This is a genomic window from Anabaena subtropica FACHB-260 (assembly GCF_014697105.1).
GTDB lineage: Bacteria > Cyanobacteriota > Cyanobacteriia > Cyanobacteriales > Nostocaceae > Trichormus > Trichormus subtropicus.
The window spans coordinates 68,694-93,943 of sequence record NZ_JACJRF010000012.1 but is presented as its reverse complement, the minus strand read 5'-3'; the positions used below and the strand labels follow the sequence as shown (position 1 = coordinate 93,943).

At 40.8% G+C, this 25,250-nt stretch carries 19 protein-coding genes; 7 read left to right on the top strand and 12 right to left on the bottom strand.

The window, feature by feature from the left end:
• Positions 1-9: 9 nt before the first annotated feature.
• From H6G18_RS09605 to H6G18_RS09580, 6 genes are all read right to left on the bottom strand, one after another.
• Positions 10-1,005 carry an Npun_R2821/Npun_R2822 family protein gene (locus H6G18_RS09605; RefSeq protein ID WP_190406867.1) on the bottom strand — a complete coding sequence of 332 codons (996 nt, stop codon included), beginning with the start codon at positions 1,003-1,005 and terminating at the stop codon, positions 10-12.
• Positions 1,006-1,046: 41 nt separating this feature from the next.
• The gene (locus tag H6G18_RS09600; RefSeq protein ID WP_190406866.1) at positions 1,047-2,006 is read right to left on the bottom strand and encodes a glycosyltransferase family 10 domain-containing protein; all 960 of its coding nucleotides are present in this window, start codon (positions 2,004-2,006) and stop codon (positions 1,047-1,049) included.
• 37 nt (positions 2,007-2,043) lie between these two features.
• Positions 2,044-3,246 (bottom strand): glycosyltransferase, encoded by a 1,203-nt coding sequence (locus H6G18_RS09595; RefSeq protein ID WP_190406865.1) that lies wholly within the window; start codon positions 3,244-3,246, stop codon positions 2,044-2,046.
• The gene (locus H6G18_RS09590; RefSeq protein WP_190406864.1) at positions 3,243-5,519 is read right to left on the bottom strand and encodes an ABC transporter ATP-binding protein; all 2,277 of its coding nucleotides are present in this window, start codon (positions 5,517-5,519) and stop codon (positions 3,243-3,245) included. The genes H6G18_RS09595 and H6G18_RS09590 overlap by 4 nt, the downstream gene beginning before the upstream one ends.
• 106 nt (positions 5,520-5,625) lie before the next feature.
• Positions 5,626-6,822 carry a glycosyltransferase family 4 protein gene (locus tag H6G18_RS09585; protein WP_190406863.1) on the bottom strand — a complete coding sequence of 399 codons (1,197 nt, stop codon included), beginning with the start codon at positions 6,820-6,822 and terminating at the stop codon, positions 5,626-5,628.
• 118 nt (positions 6,823-6,940) lie between these two features.
• Complete coding sequence (locus H6G18_RS09580) at positions 6,941-7,171, bottom strand: hypothetical protein (protein ID WP_190406862.1); 231 nt, start codon at positions 7,169-7,171, stop codon at positions 6,941-6,943.
• 385 nt (positions 7,172-7,556) lie between these two features.
• On the opposite strand from H6G18_RS09580, the gene gloB reads away from it, so the two are divergent.
• The 3 genes from gloB to dnaB all read left to right on the top strand — a co-directional run bounded on the left by gloB (position 7,557) and on the right by dnaB (position 10,444).
• The gene (gene gloB / locus H6G18_RS09575; protein ID WP_190406861.1) at positions 7,557-8,330 is read left to right on the top strand and encodes a hydroxyacylglutathione hydrolase; all 774 of its coding nucleotides are present in this window, start codon (positions 7,557-7,559) and stop codon (positions 8,328-8,330) included.
• Positions 8,331-8,536: 206 nt separating this feature from the next.
• Positions 8,537-8,995 carry a 50S ribosomal protein L9 gene (gene rplI / locus H6G18_RS09570; protein WP_190406860.1) on the top strand — a complete coding sequence of 153 codons (459 nt, stop codon included), beginning with the start codon at positions 8,537-8,539 and terminating at the stop codon, positions 8,993-8,995.
• Positions 8,996-9,091: 96 nt separating this feature from the next.
• Positions 9,092-10,444: a replicative DNA helicase gene (gene dnaB, locus H6G18_RS09565; protein WP_190406859.1), complete on the top strand. Its 1,353-nt coding sequence runs from the start codon at positions 9,092-9,094 to the stop codon at positions 10,442-10,444.
• Between the two features lie 67 nt (positions 10,445-10,511).
• Here the strand turns inward: dnaB and H6G18_RS09560 are convergent, their stop codons facing one another.
• A complete protein-coding gene (locus H6G18_RS09560) occupies positions 10,512-11,036 on the bottom strand; it encodes an FKBP-type peptidyl-prolyl cis-trans isomerase (protein WP_190406858.1) in 525 nt (174 codons plus the stop codon).
• Positions 11,037-11,113: 77 nt separating this feature from the next.
• Positions 11,114-11,437 carry a phasin family protein gene (locus H6G18_RS09555; RefSeq protein ID WP_190406857.1) on the bottom strand — a complete coding sequence of 108 codons (324 nt, stop codon included), beginning with the start codon at positions 11,435-11,437 and terminating at the stop codon, positions 11,114-11,116.
• Between the two features lie 136 nt (positions 11,438-11,573).
• Between H6G18_RS09555 and H6G18_RS09550 the strand changes: the two genes are divergently transcribed.
• The 3 genes from H6G18_RS09550 to H6G18_RS09540 all read left to right on the top strand — a co-directional run bounded on the left by H6G18_RS09550 (position 11,574) and on the right by H6G18_RS09540 (position 18,108).
• Positions 11,574-11,882 (top strand): TIGR03792 family protein, encoded by a 309-nt coding sequence (locus H6G18_RS09550; protein ID WP_190406856.1) that lies wholly within the window; start codon positions 11,574-11,576, stop codon positions 11,880-11,882.
• Between the two features lie 1,377 nt (positions 11,883-13,259).
• The gene (gene nifH / locus H6G18_RS09545; protein ID WP_190406855.1) at positions 13,260-14,150 is read left to right on the top strand and encodes a nitrogenase iron protein; all 891 of its coding nucleotides are present in this window, start codon (positions 13,260-13,262) and stop codon (positions 14,148-14,150) included.
• A gap of 235 nt (positions 14,151-14,385) precedes the next feature.
• Positions 14,386-18,108 carry a HEAT repeat domain-containing protein gene (locus tag H6G18_RS09540; RefSeq protein ID WP_190406854.1) on the top strand — a complete coding sequence of 1,241 codons (3,723 nt, stop codon included), beginning with the start codon at positions 14,386-14,388 and terminating at the stop codon, positions 18,106-18,108.
• A 134-nt stretch (positions 18,109-18,242) separates the two neighbouring features.
• On the opposite strand, the gene H6G18_RS09535 is transcribed toward H6G18_RS09540, so the two are convergent.
• The 3 genes from H6G18_RS09535 to purD form a co-directional block, all read right to left on the bottom strand.
• The gene (locus H6G18_RS09535) at positions 18,243-18,614 is read right to left on the bottom strand and encodes a zinc ribbon domain-containing protein (RefSeq protein WP_190406853.1); all 372 of its coding nucleotides are present in this window, start codon (positions 18,612-18,614) and stop codon (positions 18,243-18,245) included.
• 75 nt (positions 18,615-18,689) lie between these two features.
• A complete protein-coding gene (nblS, locus tag H6G18_RS09530; RefSeq protein WP_190406852.1) occupies positions 18,690-20,642 on the bottom strand; it encodes a two-component system sensor histidine kinase NblS in 1,953 nt (650 codons plus the stop codon).
• A gap of 162 nt (positions 20,643-20,804) precedes the next feature.
• A complete protein-coding gene (gene purD, locus H6G18_RS09525) occupies positions 20,805-22,082 on the bottom strand; it encodes a phosphoribosylamine--glycine ligase (RefSeq protein WP_190406851.1) in 1,278 nt (425 codons plus the stop codon).
• Positions 22,083-22,366: 284 nt separating this feature from the next.
• On the opposite strand from purD, the gene H6G18_RS09520 reads away from it, so the two are divergent.
• Positions 22,367-23,317, top strand: a complete 951-nt coding sequence (locus H6G18_RS09520; RefSeq protein WP_190406850.1) for an NAD-dependent epimerase/dehydratase family protein — start codon at positions 22,367-22,369, stop codon at positions 23,315-23,317.
• 86 nt (positions 23,318-23,403) lie between these two features.
• Here H6G18_RS09520 and H6G18_RS09515 read toward each other — a convergent pair whose 3' ends face one another.
• Positions 23,404-25,233, bottom strand: a complete 1,830-nt coding sequence (locus tag H6G18_RS09515; RefSeq protein WP_190406849.1) for an asparagine synthase-related protein — start codon at positions 25,231-25,233, stop codon at positions 23,404-23,406.
• Positions 25,234-25,250 lie beyond the last annotated feature (17 nt).

The window sequence follows — 25,250 nt, the reverse complement described above, 5'->3', positions numbered from 1 at the left end:
TTTTTCACCTCACACTGTTAAACCTAATTTTTTTAAAATTCTTTTACCTAGACTCGGATAAGTCTCGGTCACTTTTGGCTTTGTCGTGAACTGTGGGCGTTGGTTTGGTTCATGCAGATAGCGATAATGCAAGAACACATCCCGGTAGGGAAAATCAACATTTTCTCCGGCACAAAGTTGTCTAAATAAAGCAGATTTTAGACCAATATAGTGAATATAAGTAAGTCGAGTACCTTTGTCATACAGAATATTATCTCGTGCTTCAAAATGAGGAGATGTGACGCAACAACCAGTTTTTTCTAGATTGGGTAAACTGAGAGCAAAATTATAATTAGAAATACCTAAGCGCATGACCATATAATTAAGAACAGTTTGATCAGGAGCCATATCATAAAGAACTTCGGCTTCTCCCTGGCGCAGCTTATCTAGTATAATTTCTCGATTTTGAGCATTAAATAAACCTTTTTTAGCAGCATATAGTCCCGAACAAAATACCTCTGTTTGTAATTGCTCTTTAGTAAATAACTCTGTTAGTTTAGGAGAATTGATATTATAAACATGAGTTAAATCTTTATACTGGAAGTCGTATACTACCCAGTCATAGTAATCAAGTTGGTTAAAAACTGCGTCTAACCGATTCATCAATAATGTATCAGCATCCATATAAACAAAGCGGTCAAAAGGAGCATCAAAGGCGCAGTAACGGCGATGAGTTCCGACTCGAAAATATTTATCCCCACTAATTGTCTGCCAATGTGCTTGAGCAGTAGGATGGGTATCCCAGACACGACACACAAATTCATCCCACTGCTTGATTGAATCTTGATTATCATAAAGCTGGACATGGGGACGACGAGCAATTTCTGCGGCAATTTGCGTTGTTTTATCGTCATAGGGATAAACGCAAACAGGCATTTCTTGCCCGTAAATTGCCTCAATACTATTGAGTAGAGCAATTAGCTGGTCGTAAACTCGGTCATTAGCAAGGGTACAAATACCATCCATATAAAATTCACTATTAATTGAGAGTTATTTAACTGTGTTGACTATTGACTCTGAGTTACAAATTCTGACAACCAGTTGAGTAGGTTTAACTTGTGTAAGATAATTTGTCTAGCTTCAGCGATCGCATCCTTAGCCGCATACCAAGCATCAGGGGTAGCAGTCACTTCTTGGATGTAGGCAATACCTTTTTCATCCAAGCTGGGTAAGCGTAAAAAACTGCCTGGGGGTAACAACTTATCTGTGGCTGGCCCACCGTAATAAATTGGTAAACACCAAGCCAACAAAGCATCCCATAATTTTTCACTTACATACCAATCATTTTCGGCATAATTTTCAATTGATAAGTTGTAATAGTAAGGAGCCATTCCATACCACTTATTACCCAATTCTCCTGAAGATTTTGCCCATGTAGGCAAATCACGACCATATAAATTAAACTTAATTTCGCTAGCTTGGAGTAATTCCAAAAATTTTAATCTACGACGATGGTTAGCAGTCCGATTAATACCGGAAGTTATCCAACTGCAAGGAAAGACTTTTTCGGGTACAGGCATTTCATTGAGTTCCCGAAATGAGTTGTTATGGTACCAAATTGCCGGCATATAATCAGGCTTAGGGGCAAAATCATCAGGGCCAGAAATATAACCGCAATACTTTTGTGCTGCTTGATAATAGCGTTTATTTTTCTCCACAACCTCATCTAAAGGAGGTTCGCGCAATAGATAAATTATTCGTTCTTGAGGAACACCTCTGAGTAGAGATTCAACATTAATTTGTGGCTTTTGTGGTTTGCGTCGTAACTTATCTAACCAAGATTGCGGCTGATTCTGTTTCGGAAAATCAAATTGATACATCAACAGAAAATCTGGTTTTTCTGCCAGTGCTTGTATTTGAATATTGCCCCAGGTACCAAATTGTTGGGGTGTTTGTTGCCATAACCAATCTGCTCTTTTTGCAAGCTGGCGATAGCTAGTAATCATGCCAATTTTTTTTATATCCATTGAGCCAAGATTCATTATTTATGGTGTATTTTTAAATTTAAGCTATTAATTGAGGACGAAAAGCCTCATCGACATAACTCAGAATTTTTTCTGCTCGATTTTCCCAAGAAAATGGCTTGGCTAATTCAATATTATTTATATAACCTTCTATTCTCCTGGGATATATTTCTAAAGCCTGTTTTAGTGCTTTAGCCAAAATGTAAGGATTATCAGGCTCACACCATACAGCAGCTAAAGGCATATCTTTAAATGGCATTAATGGGGGAATTTCTGTAATTACTATGGGAGTTCCTGAAGCCATGTATTGAAAAAACTTCACAGGGTTAGTGAAGTTAGCCGACTTACCAGAGCAGTGGGGATGAACCAAAATATCAGCAGCTTGGAATAAACTTACTAATCGCTGGCGAGGTAATATCCAGCCTAAAAACTTGATATTTTCTACTTGTTTATCTTTAGCCAATTGTTGATAGGCTGTTACTTGTTCTGACTTACCACCTGTAATAGCAAACTGAACTTGTGGCAATTCTTTGGCTGCATCAATTAAAACATCAATACCTTTAAAAGGATATAAAGCGCCTGAATAAACAACTAGAGATTGTAGTTCATTTTCTAGTAATTCTTTGCGCCATGCTGCGGCTTGTTCCGGCTGTCTTAATAAGAATGATTGATCAAAACCGTTATGCAGCCATACAACTTTTTCTGCTGGAAAACCATGTTCAATGAGGCTTTGTCTGATAACTTCCGACTGGGTTACAGCAATTTGTAAAAATGGACTTTCAGCAATTGCCGGAGGTATTTTTTCTTTTTGAAAGTAGTGGCGTTCATAGATAGTAGGAATGCGATTGTTTACTGCTGCTTGGACGAAATTCCAATCTCTGGTGTGAACTATTTTCGTCTGAGGAAGCAGATGAAAAGGTAAATAGTATCGCGTTACCACAGTACTAGAAGCAGTAAATTTACCCCCAACACAATCAATAGGCCACGGCATCGGTAAGGAGGCAATTTTTAACTTATCTTGCACATCGTAAAATTCTACAAAATTCTGCTCTGGTTGTCTTGGTTGGAAAGGAGAAAGCAAACCTAAGGTATTCCAAGCAGCACGTCTTGGTTCTGGATACACTAAAACTGAAGAATAGCCTAAATTGGCTGCGGCATTAGCACAAAGAACATCGTGAATTTCGTGAGCCGTGTCTGGTTTCTGCGATATGATTCTACTATAAAAAATATATTTATTTTTCATTGTTTATTTGGTGCAAATATTTCTGTTTGTGTGTAGCAGATGCCATCTTCAAACTTTTCTAAATAGTCGAGTAGATTCATCGACAGATTCAGAGATTCTTTTAACAATAAATATTCACTTTGCGCTAATTCCCCCGTATTATCAGTTAGTGAACGCAGAGAAATTAATATATTGTTGAAATGTATACGAAACTCATTGATATTTTTCAAGTGTTCAATTTGGTTATTGCTATTTTGATTGTCCTCCGATAAAGAAGTAGATAAATATTGGACTTGCTGTTGTAAACTATCCTCAAAAATATCCAGAGTATTGATAATTTTAAATGCTGACTTGTATGAATCTTCAATTAACTCTTGGTGTTCTTGGCTATTGTTTGCCACGTCATCCAATAACAAGCGTAAGACACCAATCATTGAGTTGAGGCGTGTACGAATTTCATGGGAAATTCGCAAGAAGCTTTGATTATTTTTATTAGCTGTTTCTGGGTTATTGCTAAACTGCATTCCATACAGACGTGAGTAGTAACCACTCTTTTGTAATAGTTCTTCATGGGTTCCTACCTCTACGACTTTGCCTTGATCTAAAACAGCAATCTGATCAGCTTTGCGGACTGTAGACAAGCGGTGAGCAATAACTAAGGTTGTTCTATCGCGACTGAGTTCTTCTAGCGCTGCTTGTACTAAACGTTCAGAAACAGTATCTAAAGCACTAGTCGCTTCATCTAGAATCAGAATGTCGGGATTTTGGAGGAGTGCGCGAGCGATCGCTAATCTTTGTCTCTGTCCTCCTGATAACATGACACCGCGATCGCCGATCATGGTATCAAATTGCTGTGGCAATTTACTAATAAATTCATAGGCATTTGCTCGTTTAGCGGCGAGTAAAATCTCTTCTTCTGTGGCTTCTTGTCTACTGTAGGCGATGTTATTCCGCACTGAAGTATTAAAAAGAAATGTATCCTGGCTAACAATTCCCATCAACCTGCGGACTGATGCAACATCAAAATCACGCAAATTTACACCATCAAGAGTAATACAGCCATCTGTTGGGTCATAAAATCTGGGTAATAGGTCTGCCAAAGTTGACTTCCCTGCACCTGAACCACCTACTAATGCTAAGGTGGTGCCACGGGGTAAATTTAAAGTTACCTCTTTGAGGACTTGCTTACTATGACCAGGGTATGCAAAGGAAACAGAGTTAAAATTAATCTCCTTTTGTAAACCCTGATAGGCAATTTTTCCATTTATCAGAAATGGCTTATCTTCTACTCTTAATAATTCACTGACTGAATCTACACTAGCCATCATACTAGCGAAGTTACTGCGGAGACTATTGAGTTGAGAAACTAGCGGTAGCAGTCGTAACAATATTAATAAATATGTTAAGAGTACAGTTGAAATAGAGGAAATTTGATCTTCAAAAAAAGTTTTGCTTAAAATTACAATTGCCAGCAACGCTGCTACTCCCAAAAATTCGCTGATGGGAGCGATCGCATTGGAATTCATTTGTGCTTGAAAATCTGCTACTTCGCGCTGACGAATTAAGTCTTTTACTCTCCGAAATTCTCTGTTTTCATTGGCTGTAGCCTTGACTAAGCGGATTCCTGAGAGGATTTCTAGCACAGCGATGGAATATGCTTTCGACATTTCCGTGAGCATTTTCCCGAACATCCGAGAACGGCCAATTGCAAATTGATTAGCTACCGTTACTAGTGACAACAAAATTGTTGCCATGATAGTTAATTGCCAAGAAATTGACACTAACAAAAAGACAAATACTGCAATCGTAATAGTTAAAATTATTAGTTTAATTATGTTGCCTACATAACTAGCAGCACGGCCAATTTCTCCCCCCAAGCGGTTGATTAAATCACCTACTTTTGTTTTGGCATAATAATCTATATCAATAGTTAGTAATAAATTAATGCCGACTTCTCGCATATCGGCTGTCAGTCTACGGGTGAGAGAACTCGACGCTAAGGAACTAGTGTATGTGGCTAAATTTTTGAGAGCAATCATTAGTAAAATTGCTCCTGCCATGACAGCAATTCGATAATTTTCTGGCACATTATCAAACGGTGTCATAATGGCTTTGAGTAACCCTGGAGCGCCTGTTAAGTCTACTGGTTGTCCGACTATTCTCAGCACCACAGGTACAATCAGAGCTGTACTAATCCCATTAAATAAAGCGCCAGAAAATCCTAATATTATCGTCAGTAGAACTAGTCCTGGGTATGGTTTCGCAAATTTTAGTAATATGCGTCTGCTAGACATTTAGTTTATTAGGGTAACACTAGAATCATTTTTAACATAAAGAATCAAGGTATTCATCAATTTCTCATTTATTTACCAGCAATTATTCTGATCTCCTTATTTATGCTTACAAATTAGTAATGACTGACTGTAAAGTAACAGCCATAGCAGATATACTATACTTTTCTATACATCTTATTCTGGCATGACGACCGCGATCGCTTGCCGCCTCCAAATCTGCAAATATCAATTTAATTTGCGTTGCCATTTCTTCAGGACAAGCAGGCTCAACTAAATAAGCTGTTTCACCGACAATTTCCGGGATATCTCCTACTTTTGTGGCTAAAATCGGCTTGGCCATTGCCATACCATCAGTTAATTTCAAGGGAAACTGGGCTAAAGCTGCTGGCGTATTCCGTTGGGGAACAACAATAATATGTGCAGCAGCGACAATTTTAGGCATTTCTGGAGGTGGAGATTTTGGTAACTTGATAATCCAACGCCCCCATTTCTCTGTAAGTTGAGCATCATAGTCATCATAAGGACTACCGCCAACAATAACGAGTCTTAAATCCGGTTCGTTAAGAATATCCAGCGCCATTAACACATCCTCAACGCCTTTATATGGTCTTGGCGCACCAGGAAACATTAAAACTCTATAACCAGACAACCCATAAAAAGCTCGACTTTCTTCCGCATCGTAGTTTATCGGATTAAACAAATCAGTATCTTTACCATTGGGTATATATATACCGCCAAAGCGTTCTTGTAAAAATTTAGTATGAATAGTAATTGCATCAGCTTTTGGCGCAATCCCTTCCAAAAATTTTAAATACAGTGGATGATCAGGATTGCGTAAGGCTCCATCCGGCTTAAAAATATCTCGATAAAGTTGTTTGAAGGAGGGGTGATATTGCCATTTCTCCCCTCCATACCAACTTAGTTCCCAATCATCTATATCTAAAATAACTGGCTGACTAGTTCTTAATTTTTTCCATAAAGATAGACCTAAAGTTGTAGGTTTAGGTCTCATCGCATAAATAATATCACCATCAATTTTTTTTAATAGTTCTGTTGCCGAAACTAGAAATTTTGGATAATTATGACCAATGAATTGATTAATCGGAATTTCCGATTCTGGAAATATGGCTGCTTCACCAAAAACAAATCCTAAAATTTCGACTTGATAGTTCAGCTTTTTCAGGGCTTGAGCTAGTAGAAATGAACGAACAGAACCCCCTCCCCACCTTCCAGCCCCAGCACTAGATAAGTCGCTGACAATTATAGAAACTTTTAACTTGGATTTGTTAGCCTGTAGATTCACGATTTGATGTTCTTGTGATAATTTAAGTAAATAAAAATACTAATAAATTTCTATAAGTAGATAGATAAAATCTAAAATATCAACTTATGAAACTTGAATAAAAACTACCTGCTAATTATTACCAGTTAACTATTTTTAATTGTCCTGTCTGAATATGATCAAAAATTCGATTGATTTGGCGACGTTCTTTTTCATCAATATCATGATGATTGAACACAACAGCAGTCAGCAAAGCATGGTCTTGACGACTCATTTTGCCGGAGCGTAATATTTTGTCTACGATGGGCTTAACTGTAGTTTCTGATTCACTGTAAATACTGCTGTAACTGTATCTGTAGTCACTACTCATATATTCTCCTATGGTGACGAACTGATATGGAAATCAGACTCTAATCCTTTGTATAAAACGCAGACACGTAGAAAAGATGGGAAATTTATACAAACTTCTAACTAAAGATAGATGTCAATATCTATATATTTATAGTTTTTCTACATTTTAGAAGCAAAAAAGAACACAATTAATCTAACTTTGCATTTATACTTCCTCCCAGAGAAGTATTACTGATAAATAAAGAGTATCTTTGTAATTTTTTAGTACACTTCTAGTGTAATTACGGTTGTATACTATCATGGTTTCCAGAATGTTAAGCGGCAATAAGGAAATATAAATCTTTTATGTAGTTTTTTTCTAAAGTAAGTTCACTGTATAGAAAATAGATACTGGGATAAAGATTATGGAAGTGATTCGTCTAGCCGCACTCTCAGACAATTACATTTTCTTATTACACGACCCCCAACACAATATCGCAGCTGTTATTGATCCGGCAGAGGCGGAGCCAGTACTTAAGCACCTTGCAGACTTAAATGCAGAATTGGTAGCAATCTTTAATACACACCACCATAATGATCATGTAGGTGGGAATCAGCAGTTAATCCAGAAATTCCCACAAGTAAAAGTTTATGGTGGAGCTGGAGATAAAGGCAGAATCCCTGGACAGCAAGTATTTTTACAACAAGGCGATCGCGTCCAATTTGCTGATAGATTAGCCCAAGTCATCTTTGTACCTGGACACACCCGCGCTCACATTGCTTACTACTTCCCTCCCCAAAGTGCCGATGCACCAGGAGAATTATTCTGTGGTGATACCCTATTTGCCGGTGGTTGTGGTCGCTTATTTGAAGGTACACCAGCACAAATGGTAGAGTCTTTAACTAAACTGCGTAATTTGCCAGAAAATACCCATGTCTGGTGCGCCCACGAATACACCTTAAAGAATTTACAATTTGCCCTTAGTGTAGATAGTGGTAACACCGAATTACAACAGCGCTTTGACGAAGTAAAGACAAAGCGGAGTCAAGGAATAGCCACAGTACCTTCATTACTAGGACTAGAAAAGCTGACAAATCCCTTTTTACGCTGGGAGCAACCCTCATTACAATCAGCAGTTAACAGTAACGACCCGGTGCAAGCTTTTGCTCGCATCCGGGGATTAAAGGATAGGTTTTAGTCAATAGTTCTATACTCCCCCTACCCAGGACTCCTTTTACAAACCTTTTTAGATTTTTTGGCAGTAAAGAGTTGCGATCGCCCCCGGCAGTTCGCTAGGATCTGTAAGCTCTAGGGTCATAGAAATGCTGGGAATAAAGCTACACTTACGTGAGCGCTCCTGCTGCAACCCAAGTTAATGAGATTTTACAGGAAAAATAGAAAACAATGGCGAAACGCATACAATTAGTTTTAACTAAGGATGTTAGCAAGCTAGGAAGATTAGGCGACTTAGTAGAAGTAGCTCCTGGTTATGCTCGTAATTATTTGATTCCTCAGAGTTTGGCAACTCATGCCACTCCCGGTATTCTCAAGCAAGTAGAACGCCGTCGTGAACAAGAACGTCAGCGTCAACTAGAACTCAAGCAACAAGCATTAGGGCAGAAAGAGGCTTTAGAAAAAGTTGGCAGCTTGAAAATTGCCAAGCAAGTTGGCGAAAACGAAGCTATTTTCGGTACAGTCACCAGCCAAGATGTTGCCGATGCTATCCAAGCAGCTGCAAATCAAGAAGTAGACCGTCGTGGTATTACCATTCCCGACATTAGCAAATTGGGTACTTATAAAGCCGAAATCAAGCTATTCTCCGACGTTACAGCCCAAATTGATATCGAAGTTGTAGCAAGCTAAAAGAGGCAGGAGGGCAGAGGGCAGGGAGCAGGGGGAGAAATTCAACCCAGTCCCCAGTCCCCAGTCCCCAGTCCCTACTCCCCACTCTCCACTTTTATGGCTGAAGAACTGAGTTTTCAAGGCGACGGTAGTAATCGCCTCCCACCCCAAAACATCGAGGCAGAAGAAGCAATTTTAGGGGGTATTCTATTAGATCCAGAAGCGATTGGTCGAGTTAGCGATCGCTTAACCCCAGAAGCATTTTATATTAGCGCTCACAGGGATATCTATCAAGCAGCCCTACGTCTTGCAGCCCAAGGTAAACCCACAGACTTACTTTCGGTCACAAGTTGGCTAACCGATAATGAACTGCTGACTCGCATTGGTGGCAGAAATAAATTAGCCACACTGGTAGACCGCACCGTGTCAGCTGTAAATATCGATGCCTTAGCAGGGTTGGTAATGGAAAAATACCTGCGACGGCAATTAATTAAGGCTGGCAATGAAATTGTCCATCTCGGTTACGAAACAGAAAAAGAATTACCGATAGTATTAGACCAAGCAGAACAGAAAGTTTTTGGTGTTACCCAAGAACGTCCCCAATCAGGTTTAGTCCATATTGCAGAAACCCTGATTAATAATTTCCAAGAAATTGAGGAGAGAAATCAAGGCATTTCCTTACCTGGTCTTCCTTGCGGTTTTTATGATTTAGATGCCATGACCAGTGGCTTTCAGCGTTCTGATTTAATTATCGTCGCTGGCAGGCCATCAATGGGAAAAACAGCATTTTGCTTGAACTTAGCTAATAATATCGCTGCTGGAATGAAGCTACCTGTTGCTGTTTTTAGTTTAGAAATGTCCAAAGAGCAATTGGTGCAACGTCTACTCGCTAGTGAAGCCCAAATCGAAAGCGGTTATCTGCGGAGTGGTCGCCTGAGTCAAACACAATGGGAACCATTAAGCCGAGCAATTAGTATGCTTTCGGAGATGCCCATATTCATAGATGATACGCCAAATATTACCGTCACTCAAATGCGTTCTCAAGCCAGAAGACTACAAGCCGAACAGGGTGTAGAACTAGGCTTGATAGTCATAGATTACCTGCAACTGATGGAAGGAGGCGGTGATAATCGCGTACAGGAATTATCTAAAATTACCCGTTCTCTTAAAGGTTTAGCTAGGGAATTATCTGTGCCTGTGATAGCTTTATCTCAGCTAAGTCGCGGGGTAGAAGCACGCACTAACAAGCGTCCCATGTTATCAGATTTACGTGAAAGCGGTTCAATTGAACAAGACGCGGATTTAGTTATTATGCTATACCGTGATGATTACTATAACAGCGATACGCCTGATCGCGGTATTGCTGAAGTGATTGTTGCCAAACACCGTAACGGCCCCACAGGTACGGTAAAACTCTTATTCGACCCGCAATTTACCAAATTCAAAAATTTAGCTCGATCAGGCTATTAAATTAGGGTAGAGTCCACAGTCATAAGTGCTTACCTTTGACTATGGACTACAGACTATCGATTAGTACTTACTTAGCTTCAATCAGTTCTACATCAAACAGCAAAGTAGCATAAGGTGGAATCACACCACCAGCACCACGAGCGCCGTAACCTAGTTCGGAAGGGATGATTAATTGACGACGACCACCTACTTTCATAGTGCTAAGTCCTTCATCCCAGCCTTTGATTACCTGGCCAGTGCCGATTTTGAATTCAAAGGGACGATTGCGATCGCGTGAACTATCAAACTTAGTACCATCTTCTAGAGTACCAGTATAGTGAACTACAACTGTTTGTCCTGTTTTAGGAGTCGCTCCAGTTCCTTCTTCTAATTCAACGTATTTTAATCCAGAATCGGTAGTGACAACGTTAGAAGCATCAGACATGATGTTGCTCTTGATTGGGGTATTGTTTTCTTTAACACTTGTGACTGCTGGTGGAGTTTGCAGTAAATTAGCAGCAATAGCGGAGTCCTGTTTACCGCCTACTTGTGCCAATACCAAAACTACAACACAGACCAGCATGAAACCTATGCTGAGTAAAATTGCTTTCAAAATTAGCCCTCCCACTGAAGTAGTTTGGCAATGAAAATTACCAACAGGACACAATTAGTTTAAAACACAAGCACATCCTAACGCCAAAGCTTATTTTCTAAATCGCGCACTTGACGCTCTAAACGGTCAATTCTCCCCCGCAGTTCATCAACCTCAGATTGACGTGCTACCCCCAAATCCTGCATCATATTTCGCATTTGCCGTTGCATTTGGGCATCCCAAGTTCCCTGCTCCGACTTTAATTGCTGTACAATATCATCCATTACAGCCTTGGCTTGCTCAGGATTGAGCTTACCGTCTTTTACTAATTCATCACTAACTTGCTTGAGTTTTTCTGCTACCAAAGACGTTGTACCAATACCAAGCATCATTACCTGCTGCAACCAGTTGTTGCTGTCCATAGTCTTTTCCTATTCCTTGTTTCAAACCAGCCGACCCTTGCCCCTGAATCTATGCAATCAAGCTATGCTAAGAGGGTAGTCATTCTAGCCTACAACTCTATTTTGGCAGATTCATAAACACAGGGGATGAATAGGTGTGGTGATAGAATTTCTTAAGTTTAGAGTTGATCCTAGCTGGCGAGAAACTTTTATTCAGAAGGACGCAGAAATTTGGACAACGGCGCTGGCAAAGTATCCGGGTTTTTTGGGTAAGGAAGTGTGGATTAATCCCAACGACCCCACAGAATTGGTCTTGATTATTCATTGGAAAACCAAAGAACAATGGAAAGCCATACCAGTAGTAGATTTGCAGGCTATTGAGCAAAAATTTAGCCAAGCTGTCAGTAATAGTTATGAGTTAGTGGAATCTGGGGAGTATCAAGTACGGAAATTTCCCTTTAGCTAGTTAACTGAATGTTAAGGGAACTTCAAAAATTGAAGAAGACAGAAGGCAGGAATCAGAATTCCTTTCTGCCTTATGCCTGCTGTCCTCTGCCTTTTGTGATTATTACTTCAGCAATCAAAATCACTCTGAGGCACAGCTTTTGATATAAGTTCAAATCTAACAAAAACTAAAACTGAAAATGTGAGCAAAAACCTCATATTTTGATAAATGTCAGTCCAGAACTAATTTGTAAGTCTAATTATCAAAAAAATCTAAATTTTATCTTTTATTTTTTGATAAAAATTAAGCTGAAAGCCTTACAAAACATGATTTAACATCCGTTATCTTTACCGAAAATAAAATCATGTTTCTATAATATATTGGCATGAAAAATATTTTCATATTCACTCAACAAATTAATAAACCTGTGTTAAGCTAACAATAGGAATCAAAAAAACAAGCAAGCGAAAAGACTTCAAGATAAATATTGGGATAACTCAATAAAGTCCTTTTGCTCTGGTAAATCCACTTCAATATCGTTATGATTTTTTATAACGATAGAAATCAGCCAGGTAAACAGGATAGGAACCTCAGTAAAACTTGAAGTCAACTATAACTGGCTTAGGTAAAAGCTAGTATTGCTAACCAGCACAAATTACTCTAGGAGCCTGGGAAGAAAGACTCTTAGTACAAGCTGGAAATTCCCAATAAATCAGAACAGTTAATGAACATAGCGCCAGCAAAATTAACTATTTTGAGTCGCTAACTATGTTCTGGCAGTTGCTTATTTTGGCAAGAAAACTTCAAGAAATAGTAGTTACCGTTCCACGGTAATTAAGAATTTAGGCATATTGTCAAAAATCGCCAATACATTGCCCAAATCGTAGTCTTAGGGGTTGCTAATGCATGGCTTCATTTCTGGAGGTAAACAATTATTTACCTGCATTAGTTATCAGCCCATTGCATGATTTTCAGGAATAATTGCTAGAAATATTAGCAAAATGATCAGACTTAGAAGTACTAAGCCTTGATGACAAATACAAAAACAGGAAACTTGTAGAAACCATTCAGAGTGGATTGCAATTTTGGTTAGTTGGGTTCAGAGAATAACTCTGAATAAATTTAAATTGCTACTGTAACCACTCTTAAGGCCTGAGCAACCAATGGGGATTTATCACAACAACTTGTAATGTTTCTGTCAGGCTTATCTGAGCTTTGGTTTGCATGAGTAGATAAACCTTTTCCAAAGATGAAGACAATACCAACTTCATCTGCGAAAACTATATGACTGCGCGTCTGGTAATACTTGCAATCTTTCCTAAATCCCAATTTTCATCTACGCAACCTCTAACCCATATTTACTCTAAAGCTCACAATAATTGTAGGACAGCACAAACCATGAGTATTGACAAAAAGATTAGACAGATTGCTTTCTACGGTAAAGGCGGTATTGGTAAGTCTACCACTTCTCAAAACACCTTGGCTGCTATGGCTGAAATGGGTCAGCGCATCCTGATTGTAGGTTGTGACCCTAAAGCTGACTCCACCCGTTTGATGCTGCACTCCAAGGCTCAAACCACCGTTCTTCACTTGGCTGCTGAACGCGGTGCAGTAGAAGATTTAGAACTTGAAGAAGTAATGCTCACCGGTTTCCGTGGCGTTAAGTGCGTAGAATCTGGTGGTCCAGAACCCGGTGTAGGTTGCGCTGGTCGTGGTATTATTACCGCTATTAACTTCTTGGAAGAAAACGGTGCTTACCAAGATGTTGACTTCGTATCTTACGACGTACTAGGCGACGTTGTCTGTGGTGGTTTCGCAATGCCTATCCGTGAAAATAAAGCCCAAGAAATTTACATCGTGACATCAGGTGAAATGATGGCGATGTACGCTGCTAACAACATCGCTCGTGGTATTTTGAAATATGCTCACACTGGTGGTGTGCGTTTGGGCGGTTTGATTTGTAACAGCCGTAACGTTGACAGAGAAATCGAACTTATCGAAACTCTGGCAAAACGGTTGAACACCCAAATGATTCACTACGTACCCCGTGATAACATTGTTCAACACGCTGAATTGCGTCGGATGACTGTTAACGAATACGCACCCGACAGCAACCAAGGTAACGAATACCGGATTTTGGCTAACAAAATCATCAACAACGAAAACCTCAAGATTCCTACACCAATTGAAATGGAAGAACTAGAAGAGTTGTTGATTGAATTTGGTATTTTGGAAAGCGAAGAAAATGCTGCCAAAATGATTGCTAAGACTGCTGACACCACTAAATAAATAATGTGATGCAGTCTCGATAGACTTTATAACTCCGACTTTTTTAGAAGTCGGGGTTATTTGGATGTTCACAAATAAAAAAGTCAGGTATAGTAGATATTCTAACTGAGAAGCATTGATAGAGCGATCGCTATTCATGTTCATGGCATTGAGATTTCTTCAAATATGCTGAAATCTACAGCCATTATGGCAGTTGATGGATATACTCGAAGTCTAAAGCTAGGCAAACACGAGTATGATATTAGATTGGTTAGCTGTCTGGGGCGTAACTCAAGCTGTCGGGTTTGCTTTTAAGTCGATTTTTGAGGACTTAGCAAAGGATGCGGCTAAAGACTGGGCTAAAGATTTATTAAAATCTGTTCCCAACAATATTTTAGAGAAACTGCAAAAAGAAGATATTGAAACTGCTGCTGGTAAAGCACTGAAGGAATTTCTGCAATTAATGCAGCAGGAATTAGAAGATGCAGATTTAGAAGAAGCAGAACTACAAGAATATACTCAGCCTTTAAGCATATTTATTCAAAATAAATCTCTGCAAAATATTCTTGGTCTTCCTTTTAAACCCGATTGTCAAGTGATAAACCCTCAAAATTTAGCTAATGCTTGGCATGAAAATAATTTACCACTTCTACCCCAAAATTTTGATTGGGAAAGACTAGCTAAACGTTATTTCAAGAAAGTAAAAGCAATTATTCGAGAATCAGATAAGTTACGCCCAATTTTTGATTCCCACCATTTAGAAGAAGTTCGAGATACCTTGCATCAAATGGCCAGTATCCCGACAGAGTTTGATTTGCATGGTTATCAAGAAGGTCTGCGGGAAAGATATGGAAACTTGAAGTTAGATAGTTTAGATACTACTGGCTATGCTTACAATGAATTGAAATTATGGCGAATGTTTATCGCTCAAAATGTGCGGGAAGTTCATCAAGTTTTACCCCAAGTGCATGAACTCCCGAAAGAACATTTAAAACGACTTAGAGAAAGTAACCAAATAGAAGACATTTCTCTAGATGAATTAGCATATTACAAACAAGTTTATCTTGATCAACCAACTTTATCAGTCTTAGATATTATCAATAATCGACAAAATTATCAATACATAGTCATTTTAGGAGATCCAGGTTCTGGCAAATCGACATTATTACAATTTCTCGCATTAAATTGGGCGGAAACACCTTTAGGAAGTGCTATTTTTCAGCCAATTCCTTTACTAATCGAACTACGCACTTATATGCGGAGGCGAGAAAATAATGAATGCAGTAATTTTATCGATTTTTTTCATAAAAGTAGTGGGATAGTTCACCATCTTAATCAACACAAACTGCATGAACAACTCAAAACGGGTAATGCTTTAGTGATGTTTGATGGTTTAGATGAAGTATTTGAACTAGGTAAAAGGGAAGATATTATTACTGATATTCATCGTTTTACAAATCAGTATCCTGATGTGCGCGTGATTGTAACTTCTCGCGTTATTGGTTACAAACCCCAAAGGTTGCGAGATGCTGAATTTCGCCACTTTATGTTGCAAGATTTAGAAGCAGAGCAAATTCAAGACTTTATTCATCGTTGGCATGAATTAACTTTTAGTCATGAAGCAGATAGACTGCGGAAAAAAGAACGCCTGCACAGGGCAATTGATACATCAGTGGCGATCGCTGAATTGGCAGGTAATCCTTTATTATTAACTATGATGGCAATTCTCAACCGTAATCAAGAATTGCCCAGAGATAGAGCCACCTTGTACGAACAAGCATCACGGGTACTTTTGCATCAATGGGATGTTGAACGCGCCTTGGTGGAAGATTATCGCCTAGACCCCAAAAGTATTGACTATAAGGATAAGCAGGCTATGCTGCGTCAAGTTGCTTATCGTCTGCAAACTAGTGAGAAAGGTTTAGCCGGTAATTTGATTAGTACCAGCGATTTAGAAAGGATTTTAATTCGTTATTTAAAAAATATTGAATTTGAACAACCAGTGATAGTTGCTAGAGTCATGATTAATCAATTGCGGACTCGCAACTTTATGTTATCTTATCTGGGTGCAGATTATTATGCTTTTGTTCATCGGACTTTTTTAGAATATTTCTGTGCTTGGGAATTTGTTTGGCAGTTTAAAGAAACGCAAACTCTCTCAATTAAAGACTTGAATCAAGAAGTATTTGGTAAACACTGGCAAGATGAAACTTGGCACGAAGTTTTACGCCTGATTACAGGAATGATTGAGCCAAGATTTGTCTGTGAAATTCTCAATTATTTAATGGCTCAGGATGGTGAAGCAGAAAAATTTATTAATATTTTTCTCGCCGCCAAATGTTTAGCAGAAGTGCGAAATCGCTTATTAGTATCATCAATAGCAAATAAATTACTACAACAAATCAAAGCATTAACAAAATATGACCTCAACTACTATTACCAACCTTATTTAGATGAAGAAGAAACTCAGCTAGTGCAAGAAATTCGTACCAAAGCCGTTACATCGGTAGCCACAACTTGGAAAGATGACCCGGAAACTCTGATTTGGTTGAAACAACTAGCCATATCTGATGAACGCGACTATGTGCGACGTGTCGCCTTGCAAGAACTAGCACGGAGTTTTAAGGATGACTCGGATACTCTCCCTTGGCTGAAACAATGCGCTACTGATGATAATGATTGGACTGTACGTCAAGCCGCAGTTCAGGAATTAGCCAGGGGTTTTAAAGATGACCCTGATACCTTGCCCATCATTAAACAACGGGGAACAATTGACGACAATGAATATGTCCGCCAAGTAGCAGTGCAAGAGTTAGCCAGGATTTTTAAAGATAATCCTAATACTTTACCTTGGCTGAAACAACGCACCACAAACGATAATTCAGGGGCTGTCAGACAAGTAGCAGTGCAAGAATTAGCCAGGGGTTTTAAGGATGACTCAGATACCCTACCTTGGCTGAAACAATGCGCCACTACTAATGATTGGACTGTGCGCCAAGCCGCAGTGCAAGAATTAGCCAGAGTTTTCAAAGATGACCCCGATACTTTATCTATTCTCAAACAGAGTGCAGCTACTGATGATAATGAGTATGTGCGTCAAGCCGCAGTGCAGGAATTAGCCAGAGTTTTCAAAGATGACCCCAATACTTTATCTATTCTCAAACAGAGTGCGATCGCAGACAAATCTTTTGATGTCCGCCAAGTAGCAGTACAAGAATTAGCTAGGGGTTTCAAAGATGACCCGCAAACTCTCCCCTGGTTAAAACAACGTGCCACTATTGATGATGGTAATTATGTCCGGCGTGCTGCTTTACAAGAACTGGCTAGAGGGTTTAAAGATGACCCTGATACTCTCCCCATTCTCAAACAACGTGCTGTTGTGGATACATACTCGGATGTGCGACGGGCGGCGGTGCAAGAATTAGCCAGGGGTTTTCCAGATGACCTCGATACTCTCCCCATTCTCAAACAACGTGCCACATCTGATGATAATGAATCTGTGCGACGGGCGGCGGTGCAAGAATTAGCCAGGGGTTTTAAAGATGACTCAGATACTCTCCCCATTCTGAAAAAACGCGCCACATCTGATAAATCTGCCAATGTCCGCCAAGCTGCATTACAAGAATTAGCTAGAGGTTTTCCAGATGACCCCGATACTCTGCCAATTCTGAAAAAACGGGCTATGACAGATAAACATTTAGATGTGCGACATACGGCATTACAAGAATTAACGCGCAGTTTTAAAGATGACCCTAGTATATTTGAAGTGTTTTATCACTGTGCTGTCAATGACCCCTTTACCCGTGAGTACAACTTTCAACATAACCCCCGGCAATTAGCCCTAGAAACTATTATTGAACAATATCCCCACCATCCCCAGACTTTACAATTATTACGCGATCGCGCCAACAATGATCCAGATGAGCAAGTACGGGAATTTGCTGCTAAGAAGTTGGCAGAATTGCTGAGTAAGCAGTAATGAGTAATGAGTAATGAGTAATGAGTAAGGAGTAAGGAGTAGTGAGTAAGGAGTAAGGAGTAATGAGTAGTGAGTAAGGAGTAAGGAGTAATGAGTAATGAGTAATGAGTAGTGAGTAATGAGTAATGAGTAATTTAATTGGTTGACAAGGCTATAAACAAACAGATGAGTAATAAGCCTAGTAGCAATATTAAAGATTGATTGCGTTTAATCCAATTTTTGATAGATGCGCCAAAACTATTGGCCGTGCGCTGTTCTTCTAACTGGGCGTTTCTCTCGTCAATATTTTGGTAAAGGGTGCAGTCTTTAGCGTAGGGACGCTTGGGGAAGGTACAAGTATCATCAGCGTGGTAGGTGCAGGTATCGCATAAATAAGTGTTTTTACCAGCACGGTGTAAGGTAATGCCAGGATGACCGTAAGCTTTGAGCGTTGTACGGCAATAAGGACAAACCAGCGCCTGGCTATCAACTTGCTGATGGCAGTGGGGACAAGAAATATTAGCCACAACCTAAAGATAAAGCAATAAGTAAATAATCCGATTTTAACTATTAACACCAATTGGAAAAAAGAATGGTTTCTACTAAAATGCCGGCATTTTTGGTGCTTCTTCAGTAGATTCAACTATCTTCTTTGGTGCTTCATCTTCAAACAACACTAAGTCAAACCAAAAAGTAGTACCTACCCCAACTTCACTGACTAGGTTTACTTTACTGTGATGTCGTTCGATGATATTTCTGACAATCGACAAACCTAATCCCGTACCCTCTAAGGTATGAACTCGATTTTCCACACGGAAGAAACGGTCAAAAATTGCTTGTTGGTCTTCTGGGGCAATACCAATACCAGTATCAGCAATTTCTACTCGCACTTGATCTGACTGATTAGGAGAATGGGATTTAGTATCTAGTTGGTAAGTACGAATGGCGATTTTGCCACCTGTGGGAGTGAATTTGAGGGCATTCCCGACTAAATTAGCTAAAACTTGCAATAGTAAATCGTAATTCCCCAATACTAGTGGTAAGCCGGGGGCAACATCTTGAATGAGTTCGATACCTTTATCCCTAGCATTGAGTTGGTAGGTACGCAGTGTTTGTTCAATTGCTTGGGGTAAATCTACTCCGTCGAAGTTGTAGCTACGCCCAGATTCCAACTTAGATAAATCTAAAACATCATTAACTAGGCGAGTCAGGCGATCGGTTTCATGGTTAACTGTTTGCAGAAACTCCCGACGTTCGTCTAGGCTCAAGTCTTCGCCGTAGTCGTGTAAGGTTTCAATAAAAGATTTGATATTAAATAAAGGTGTTCGCAATTCGTGGGAAACGTTGCTGATAAATTGGCTTTTAGCTTCATTTAGCTCTACCTCCCGCGTTATATCTTGCACTGTTATGGCAATACCTTTAATACTCTCTCGTTGCAGGTTGAGTACTGTGGTCAAAAGAATGCGGATGGTGCGTTTGCTTGGTTGGTTGAGGGTGAGGCGAAACTCAGCGCTTTCACATTCACCGGCTGCCATTTCGTATAAGGGTCTGGTGATTTCCATTTGTACTGTTGGGGGTAAGTGATGTAACACATTACTACCCACCACATCATCAGCGCCTTCCCAACCAAAAATATTTCTGGCTGTGGGGTTGACTAAAATCACCTGCATATTGTTGTCAATCAATACAGCACCGTCGGCAATGGTGGAAACTAGGGTTTCTAGCTTGGCTTTCTCTGCTGTTAATTCTTCAATATTTTGCTCTTCATAGCGCTCTAGGCGCTCTGCCATTTCATTAAAATTGAGAATTAACTCTCCTAATTCGCCTCCCAAGGGCAAATCAATACGCTGCTTGAAATTCCCGGCAGCAATTTGTTTTACTCCTACCAGTAACTCTTTAATGGGCTTGGTGATTGTCAAAGCGTTAACGACTCCTGCCAAAATTACCATGACCCAAATCGTGATAAAAACCGCAATGGTAACATCACGGGTAAAATTGGTAGAAATGACAGCTGTTTGATTGGGGTTGATGCCGATCGCCAATACACCTAAGTATTTTTTATCGACAATCAGGGGAATAAACACATCAGTCACAGTGCCATCTGGACTCATGTGTTGCCGCACCATTGGCTGATCGCCATCACCAGGGTATTCTTCTGGTAATTGTATCCTGCGCTCAATGGAGAGGGAGTTTTCTACCTCTGGTTCCCAAAACGGAACCCCAAAAAAGATTTTCCCAGTTTCATCAGCGTAGAGCATATAGCGCACACTAGAGGTGCTGCTGTAGAAGCGTTGGGAAAATTGAGCAACCTCGGTGAGATTGTGATCAGCAACTAGGGGCGCAACATTAGCAGCCAGTAGTAGCCCCAAATCCCGCCCAAAACGAGTGTCATTCATTCGGGCATCTTGCTGAATTGTGTTTACCGCCCAAAAGGTAAGACCACTCATTACCAAGGAAACCACCAAAGTGGCTGCGGCTAACAGTTTAGTCTGGAGAGTGAACTCTGACCACCAATTGGCGATCGCTTCTCGAATTGTTTTTAACAACGCCAGCATTTCAAATAAAGTTGTTAGTAGCTTTAGTTATCAACTCCAACAACTAAAAAATTAACAGTTAATTTGGTCATTAGTCATTAGTCATTAGTCATTAGTCAGTTGTCAGTTGTCAGTTGTCAGTTGTCAACGCTCTATAGTTTATGGACTAAGGACTCTGGACTATTAACTTTTGACTCTATAACCAATGTCTCTCCGGTAATATATGCCCGAAAATTCAATGGCTCTAATTCCAGTGTACGCTTGTGCGAGGGCTTGTTCAAAATTTTCTCCAATTCCCGTAACATTTAAGACTCGTCCGCCGTCTGTTACTATTTGTTGTTGCTCGTTCAACTTTGTACCTGCATGAAATACTGTTGCGCCTGTGGTTTCTGCTGCGGGAATGCCTGTAATAACTTGGCCTTTTTCATAATCTCCAGGATAGCCGCCGGATGCTGCAACTACGGTGGCGGATGCCCCTCCTTGCCAAGCAATGGGTGGTAGTTCACCTAAACGCTGCTGTACACAAGCTAGAAGCAATTCTTCTAGGGGGGTGGCTAACAAGGGCAGAATGACTTGGGTTTCTGGATCACCAAAGCGACAGTTAAATTCTAAAACTTTAAAATCGCCATTGGGTGTAATCATCAAACCGGCATAAAGTACACCACGATAATCGATGCCTTTGGATTTTAAGGTAGCGATCGCTCTTTCTAAAACTTCTGTTTGCACCCGTGCCATAATCTCTGGTGTGGCGATTGGTGCAGGCGCATAGGCTCCCATGCCTCCTGTATTTTCTCCTGTATCACCTTCCCCAATCCGCTTATGGTCTTGGGCTGGGAGTAAGGGACGAATGGTGACTCCATCTGTCAACGCCAACACCGACACTTCTTGTCCAGTCAAACATTCTTCAATGACAACAAACTCACCCGCACTACCAAACTGCCCTTGAAATATGGCATCAATGGCACTCTCTGCCTGTTCTACTGTCGTTGCCACTGTGACACCTTTCCCAGCCGCTAAACCATCTGCTTTGACAACTATCGGCGCTCCCTGTGCTTTGATGTATGACTTAGCTGCTGTTGCCTCCGTAAATACCGCAGCTTTGGCGGTAGGAATCCCCGCTTCCTGCATCAAAGCTTTTGCCCAAGCCTTACTCGCTTCAATTTGCGCTCCGGCTCTACTGGGGCCAAATACCATCAACCCTTTATCTTGTAGGTAGTCGGTAATTCCTTTTGCTAAAGGTACTTCTGGCCCGACTACCACCAAAGAAAAACCACCACTCAAGGCGTATTGACTAATTCCCTCAAAATCGTCCACGGCTAAAGGTACGTTTTGACAACCTGTCAGAGTTGCCGTACCCCCATTTCCTGGGACACAGGCGACTTGCTCAATTTGCGGCGATCGCAATAATTTCCACGCTAGAGCGTGTTCCCGTCCCCCGTTTCCTACAACTAAAACTTTCACTGATTTCCTCTTGCGTCTCTGGCGAAACGAGAATGCCTTATGACTCTCGCGGATCAATTCTTCACCAATTCTGACTCCGATGCAAGTCCTATGATGGGGAGTGCTGTTAGCGGTAGCGAGGCGTTCAGATCGTGCTGGGTGATAGGTAAGGAATCATTATGTCCCCAATCCCGCAATCAATTTGCCAAAGTAAGGATAGTTGTTTTAAAAATAACTAGGAAATAATGACGTTACATCATTGTCACTATTAACCTGTTGATATAAAGACTAATAAAATAGGTAACATGGCAAAAATTATAGTTACTGGAGCAGCAGGATTTATTGGTTCGCATCTGGTAGATGCCCTGCTAAAACAAGGTGAAGAAGTAATCGGGATTGATGAATTGAACGATTATTATGACCCTATGTTAAAACGCAAAAATATTGCCCATTTACAATCGTCGCCTAACTTTACTTTGATTGAGGGAGATATTCAGTTTTTAGATTGGTCGTGCCTACTCCAAGATGTCACTGTGGTCTACCATCAAGCAGCACAGGCGGGAGTGAGGGCGAGTTGGGGTAAGGGTTTCCGTGGTTATACTGAGCGCAATATTAACGCTACACAGGTTTTGTTGGAAGCAGCTAAGGATGCTCAACAATTAACTAGATTAGTATTTGCCTCTACCTCTAGTGTGTATGGGGATGCCGAAACACTACCTACTCACGAAGGTATTCCTCCTCAACCTGTTTCTCCCTATGGCATTACTAAGTTAGCAGCTGAACGTTTGTGTGGGCTATATCACAAAAATTTTGGTGTGCCTTTTGTGGCTCTACGTTATTTCACTGTTTATGGGCCCAGACAGCGCCCAGATATGGCTTTTCATAAGTTTTTTAAATCTGTTTTGCAGGATGAAGCGATTCCTGTTTACGGTGATGGACAGCAAACTCGTGATTTTACGTTTGTGAGTGATGCTGTAGCAGCAAATTTAGCGGCTGCTAGTGTACCGACCGCAGTGGGAGAAATTTTTAATATTGGTGGTGGTAGTAGGGTGGTTTTGGCTGAGGTTCTAGACACAATGGAACAAATTGTTGGTCAGCCTATTAAAAGAAACCACATAGAAAAGGCGATGGGTGATGCACGTCACACGGCTGCTGATGTGTCCAAAGCACGGGAAATTTTAGGATATGAGCCAAAAGTCCCTTTGAGGGATGGTTTGAGCCTAGAATGGCAATGGGTGAAGTCTTTGTATACCTAAAATAATATGAATTAGACAAGTCTTTTTTGACTTCTTCCTCAGTCCTTCTCCGTGTCGGAGAGGGGCTGATACTAATCAAAATTCAATCACAAGCTCGCCACTTTTACCTTAATTTGGTCAAACCAGGCGATCGCCGCCAAGGAACTACTGATCCGGCTACCACTCCTCACATCGCCAATTCCAATCGCGTGTTGTCGCATGGCTTGAATCAATTGTTGTTTATCGAAAATGCCTAACTCATCAATCTGCGACTGAACGACCATTGCCTCTAGATGGGATAAATTCTTGGCTAGTCCTTGCCAATACACTTCGTTGAAATTCCCCTTAAACCTCCGAGTCCGAATCGGTTCAGGCAAAATCCCATCCATCGCCACTTGCAGCAGAGGCTTAGGAACTCCAGGTATTTCTCTCTGTTCTCTGGGGAGACTGAGACAGTAGATAATCAGACGTGGATCGAGGAAGGGTTGGCAAATGCGGATTCCCAGAGGTGCGGCAAGATACCAAGCAGCCCAATTTCCGGCAGATGCCCGCAGACCTAGCAGATTTAAGGATTCTTCTACCGGATATCTATTGATTTCACGTATAGTCTTTAGTGCCTTACCCCACATATCGTGCTGCTTGGCAAAATCAGGCAGAATCCAAGGAGGAATGGTAAATGAACCTAGCTTTGGCCAGCGTCCATAGCCGCCTCGGATGAAAGTTGGGAAGCCCTCGCGCAGCAGTGGCGGAATTAAGGGTTCAATTCCAAATGAGTACAAAATTGACCAGAGGCTCTGGTTCTTGGCAGTAGCCCATTGCCGCGCCTCTTGTAGAGCTTTGTGCCAGTGACCTTGACGCATCAAATCTGCCAAGTGCATCCGATTTCCTTCTACAATCAGTTCTGCTCCCCCTCCACTCATAATCGCCGTCACCCCTAACTGAGCAGCTACATCTACCAGCACCTTTTCCATTGCTAAGTGGAATAAACCAGGATAAGGTTCGTCATAGGTAGGGATTTTGTTGGTGAACCACTCAAAGTCTAAAACTGCATCCCCATCTACATATTGTGGTTCAATCGCGCCTCCTTGATCTACTACCATCTGAATGTAATCTGTTTCACCTGCCAGACTCCGCATTTGATAAACCAAGGAAAGAGTAATCAGCTTTCTGGGAGAGGTTTCTGCGGCTAGTAAGTCGCGGGCAATACACACTATAGAAGAGCTATCCATCCCTCCTGATAAGTGAGAGGCGATTTTCTCGTCCTGAATTCGCTGTGTGACCGCTTGCCGAAAAAGGTAGCTAAACTGTAAACCAGCTTCCTGGGGCGTGATATTTTCTATCGGTTGAATTTGCTTCATCCAGTCCCAAGACCAGATTTTTGTTGTCCGACCATCGGGAGTCAATACTAAGATATTACCTGGTAGAATCCGTTGAATTTCCTCAAATGCCGTCTTTTCCGTGGCTAACTCGACAAAAGCATAGGGAAACATTAAGAATGAAGCGAGAAAGTCTTTATTAATGGCAGCTTGGGGAAGTCGTTGGGCTAATAATTGCAAACTAGTGCTAACCCTGGTGGTTTGGTTGTGGTGCATCCAGTACAAGGGAAAGTTGCCTAGAGGATCGCGCAGAGCGAAAAGACGCGATTCCTTGCGATCGAAAACCACTAGGGCAAATTCACCCTCTAGTTTCTCTAAACCTTGTGCGCCATAATGTTGGAAAATAGCTAATGCTAAAGCTGCATCTGAGGCGAAGTCCTCCGAAAATGCTTGAGGAAAGCGAGTTTTCCAGTCATCCTGGTAATAAATTCGTCCCATCAGCACCACTGCAATCTCTGTTGCGGAGTCTTGGGCAAAGGTTACTAGAGAATTTGCTGGGGAAAATAGATGAAATTCAGCCTTTCCGGTTGCTTCTATGGTGACTTCAAATCCGGTTCTCATAGCAGTCCTCGCTATCG

What these genes read in the sequence shown, in the direction of transcription:
- dnaB (WP_190406859.1), top strand. Translation starts at nt 9,092, where the DNA reads ATGGCTGAAGAACTGAGTTTTCAAGGCGACGGTAGTAATCGCCTCCCA.
- rplI (WP_190406860.1), top strand. Translation starts at nt 8,537, where the DNA reads ATGGCGAAACGCATACAATTAGTTTTAACTAAGGATGTTAGCAAGCTA.
- H6G18_RS09590 (WP_190406864.1), bottom strand. Translation starts at nt 5,519, where the DNA reads ATGTCTAGCAGACGCATATTACTAAAATTTGCGAAACCATACCCAGGA.
- H6G18_RS09515 (WP_190406849.1), bottom strand. Translation starts at nt 25,233, where the DNA reads ATGAGAACCGGATTTGAAGTCACCATAGAAGCAACCGGAAAGGCTGAA.
- H6G18_RS09600 (WP_190406866.1), bottom strand. Translation starts at nt 2,006, where the DNA reads ATGGATATAAAAAAAATTGGCATGATTACTAGCTATCGCCAGCTTGCA.
- H6G18_RS09595 (WP_190406865.1), bottom strand. Translation starts at nt 3,246, where the DNA reads ATGAAAAATAAATATATTTTTTATAGTAGAATCATATCGCAGAAACCA.
- H6G18_RS09540 (WP_190406854.1), top strand. Translation starts at nt 14,386, where the DNA reads ATGATATTAGATTGGTTAGCTGTCTGGGGCGTAACTCAAGCTGTCGGG.
- H6G18_RS09520 (WP_190406850.1), top strand. Translation starts at nt 22,367, where the DNA reads ATGGCAAAAATTATAGTTACTGGAGCAGCAGGATTTATTGGTTCGCAT.
- nifH (WP_190406855.1), top strand. Translation starts at nt 13,260, where the DNA reads ATGAGTATTGACAAAAAGATTAGACAGATTGCTTTCTACGGTAAAGGC.
- H6G18_RS09555 (WP_190406857.1), bottom strand. Translation starts at nt 11,437, where the DNA reads ATGGACAGCAACAACTGGTTGCAGCAGGTAATGATGCTTGGTATTGGT.
- H6G18_RS09580 (WP_190406862.1), bottom strand. Translation starts at nt 7,171, where the DNA reads ATGAGTAGTGACTACAGATACAGTTACAGCAGTATTTACAGTGAATCA.
- gloB (WP_190406861.1), top strand. Translation starts at nt 7,557, where the DNA reads ATGGAAGTGATTCGTCTAGCCGCACTCTCAGACAATTACATTTTCTTA.
- H6G18_RS09605 (WP_190406867.1), bottom strand. Translation starts at nt 1,005, where the DNA reads ATGGATGGTATTTGTACCCTTGCTAATGACCGAGTTTACGACCAGCTA.
- nblS (WP_190406852.1), bottom strand. Translation starts at nt 20,642, where the DNA reads ATGCTGGCGTTGTTAAAAACAATTCGAGAAGCGATCGCCAATTGGTGG.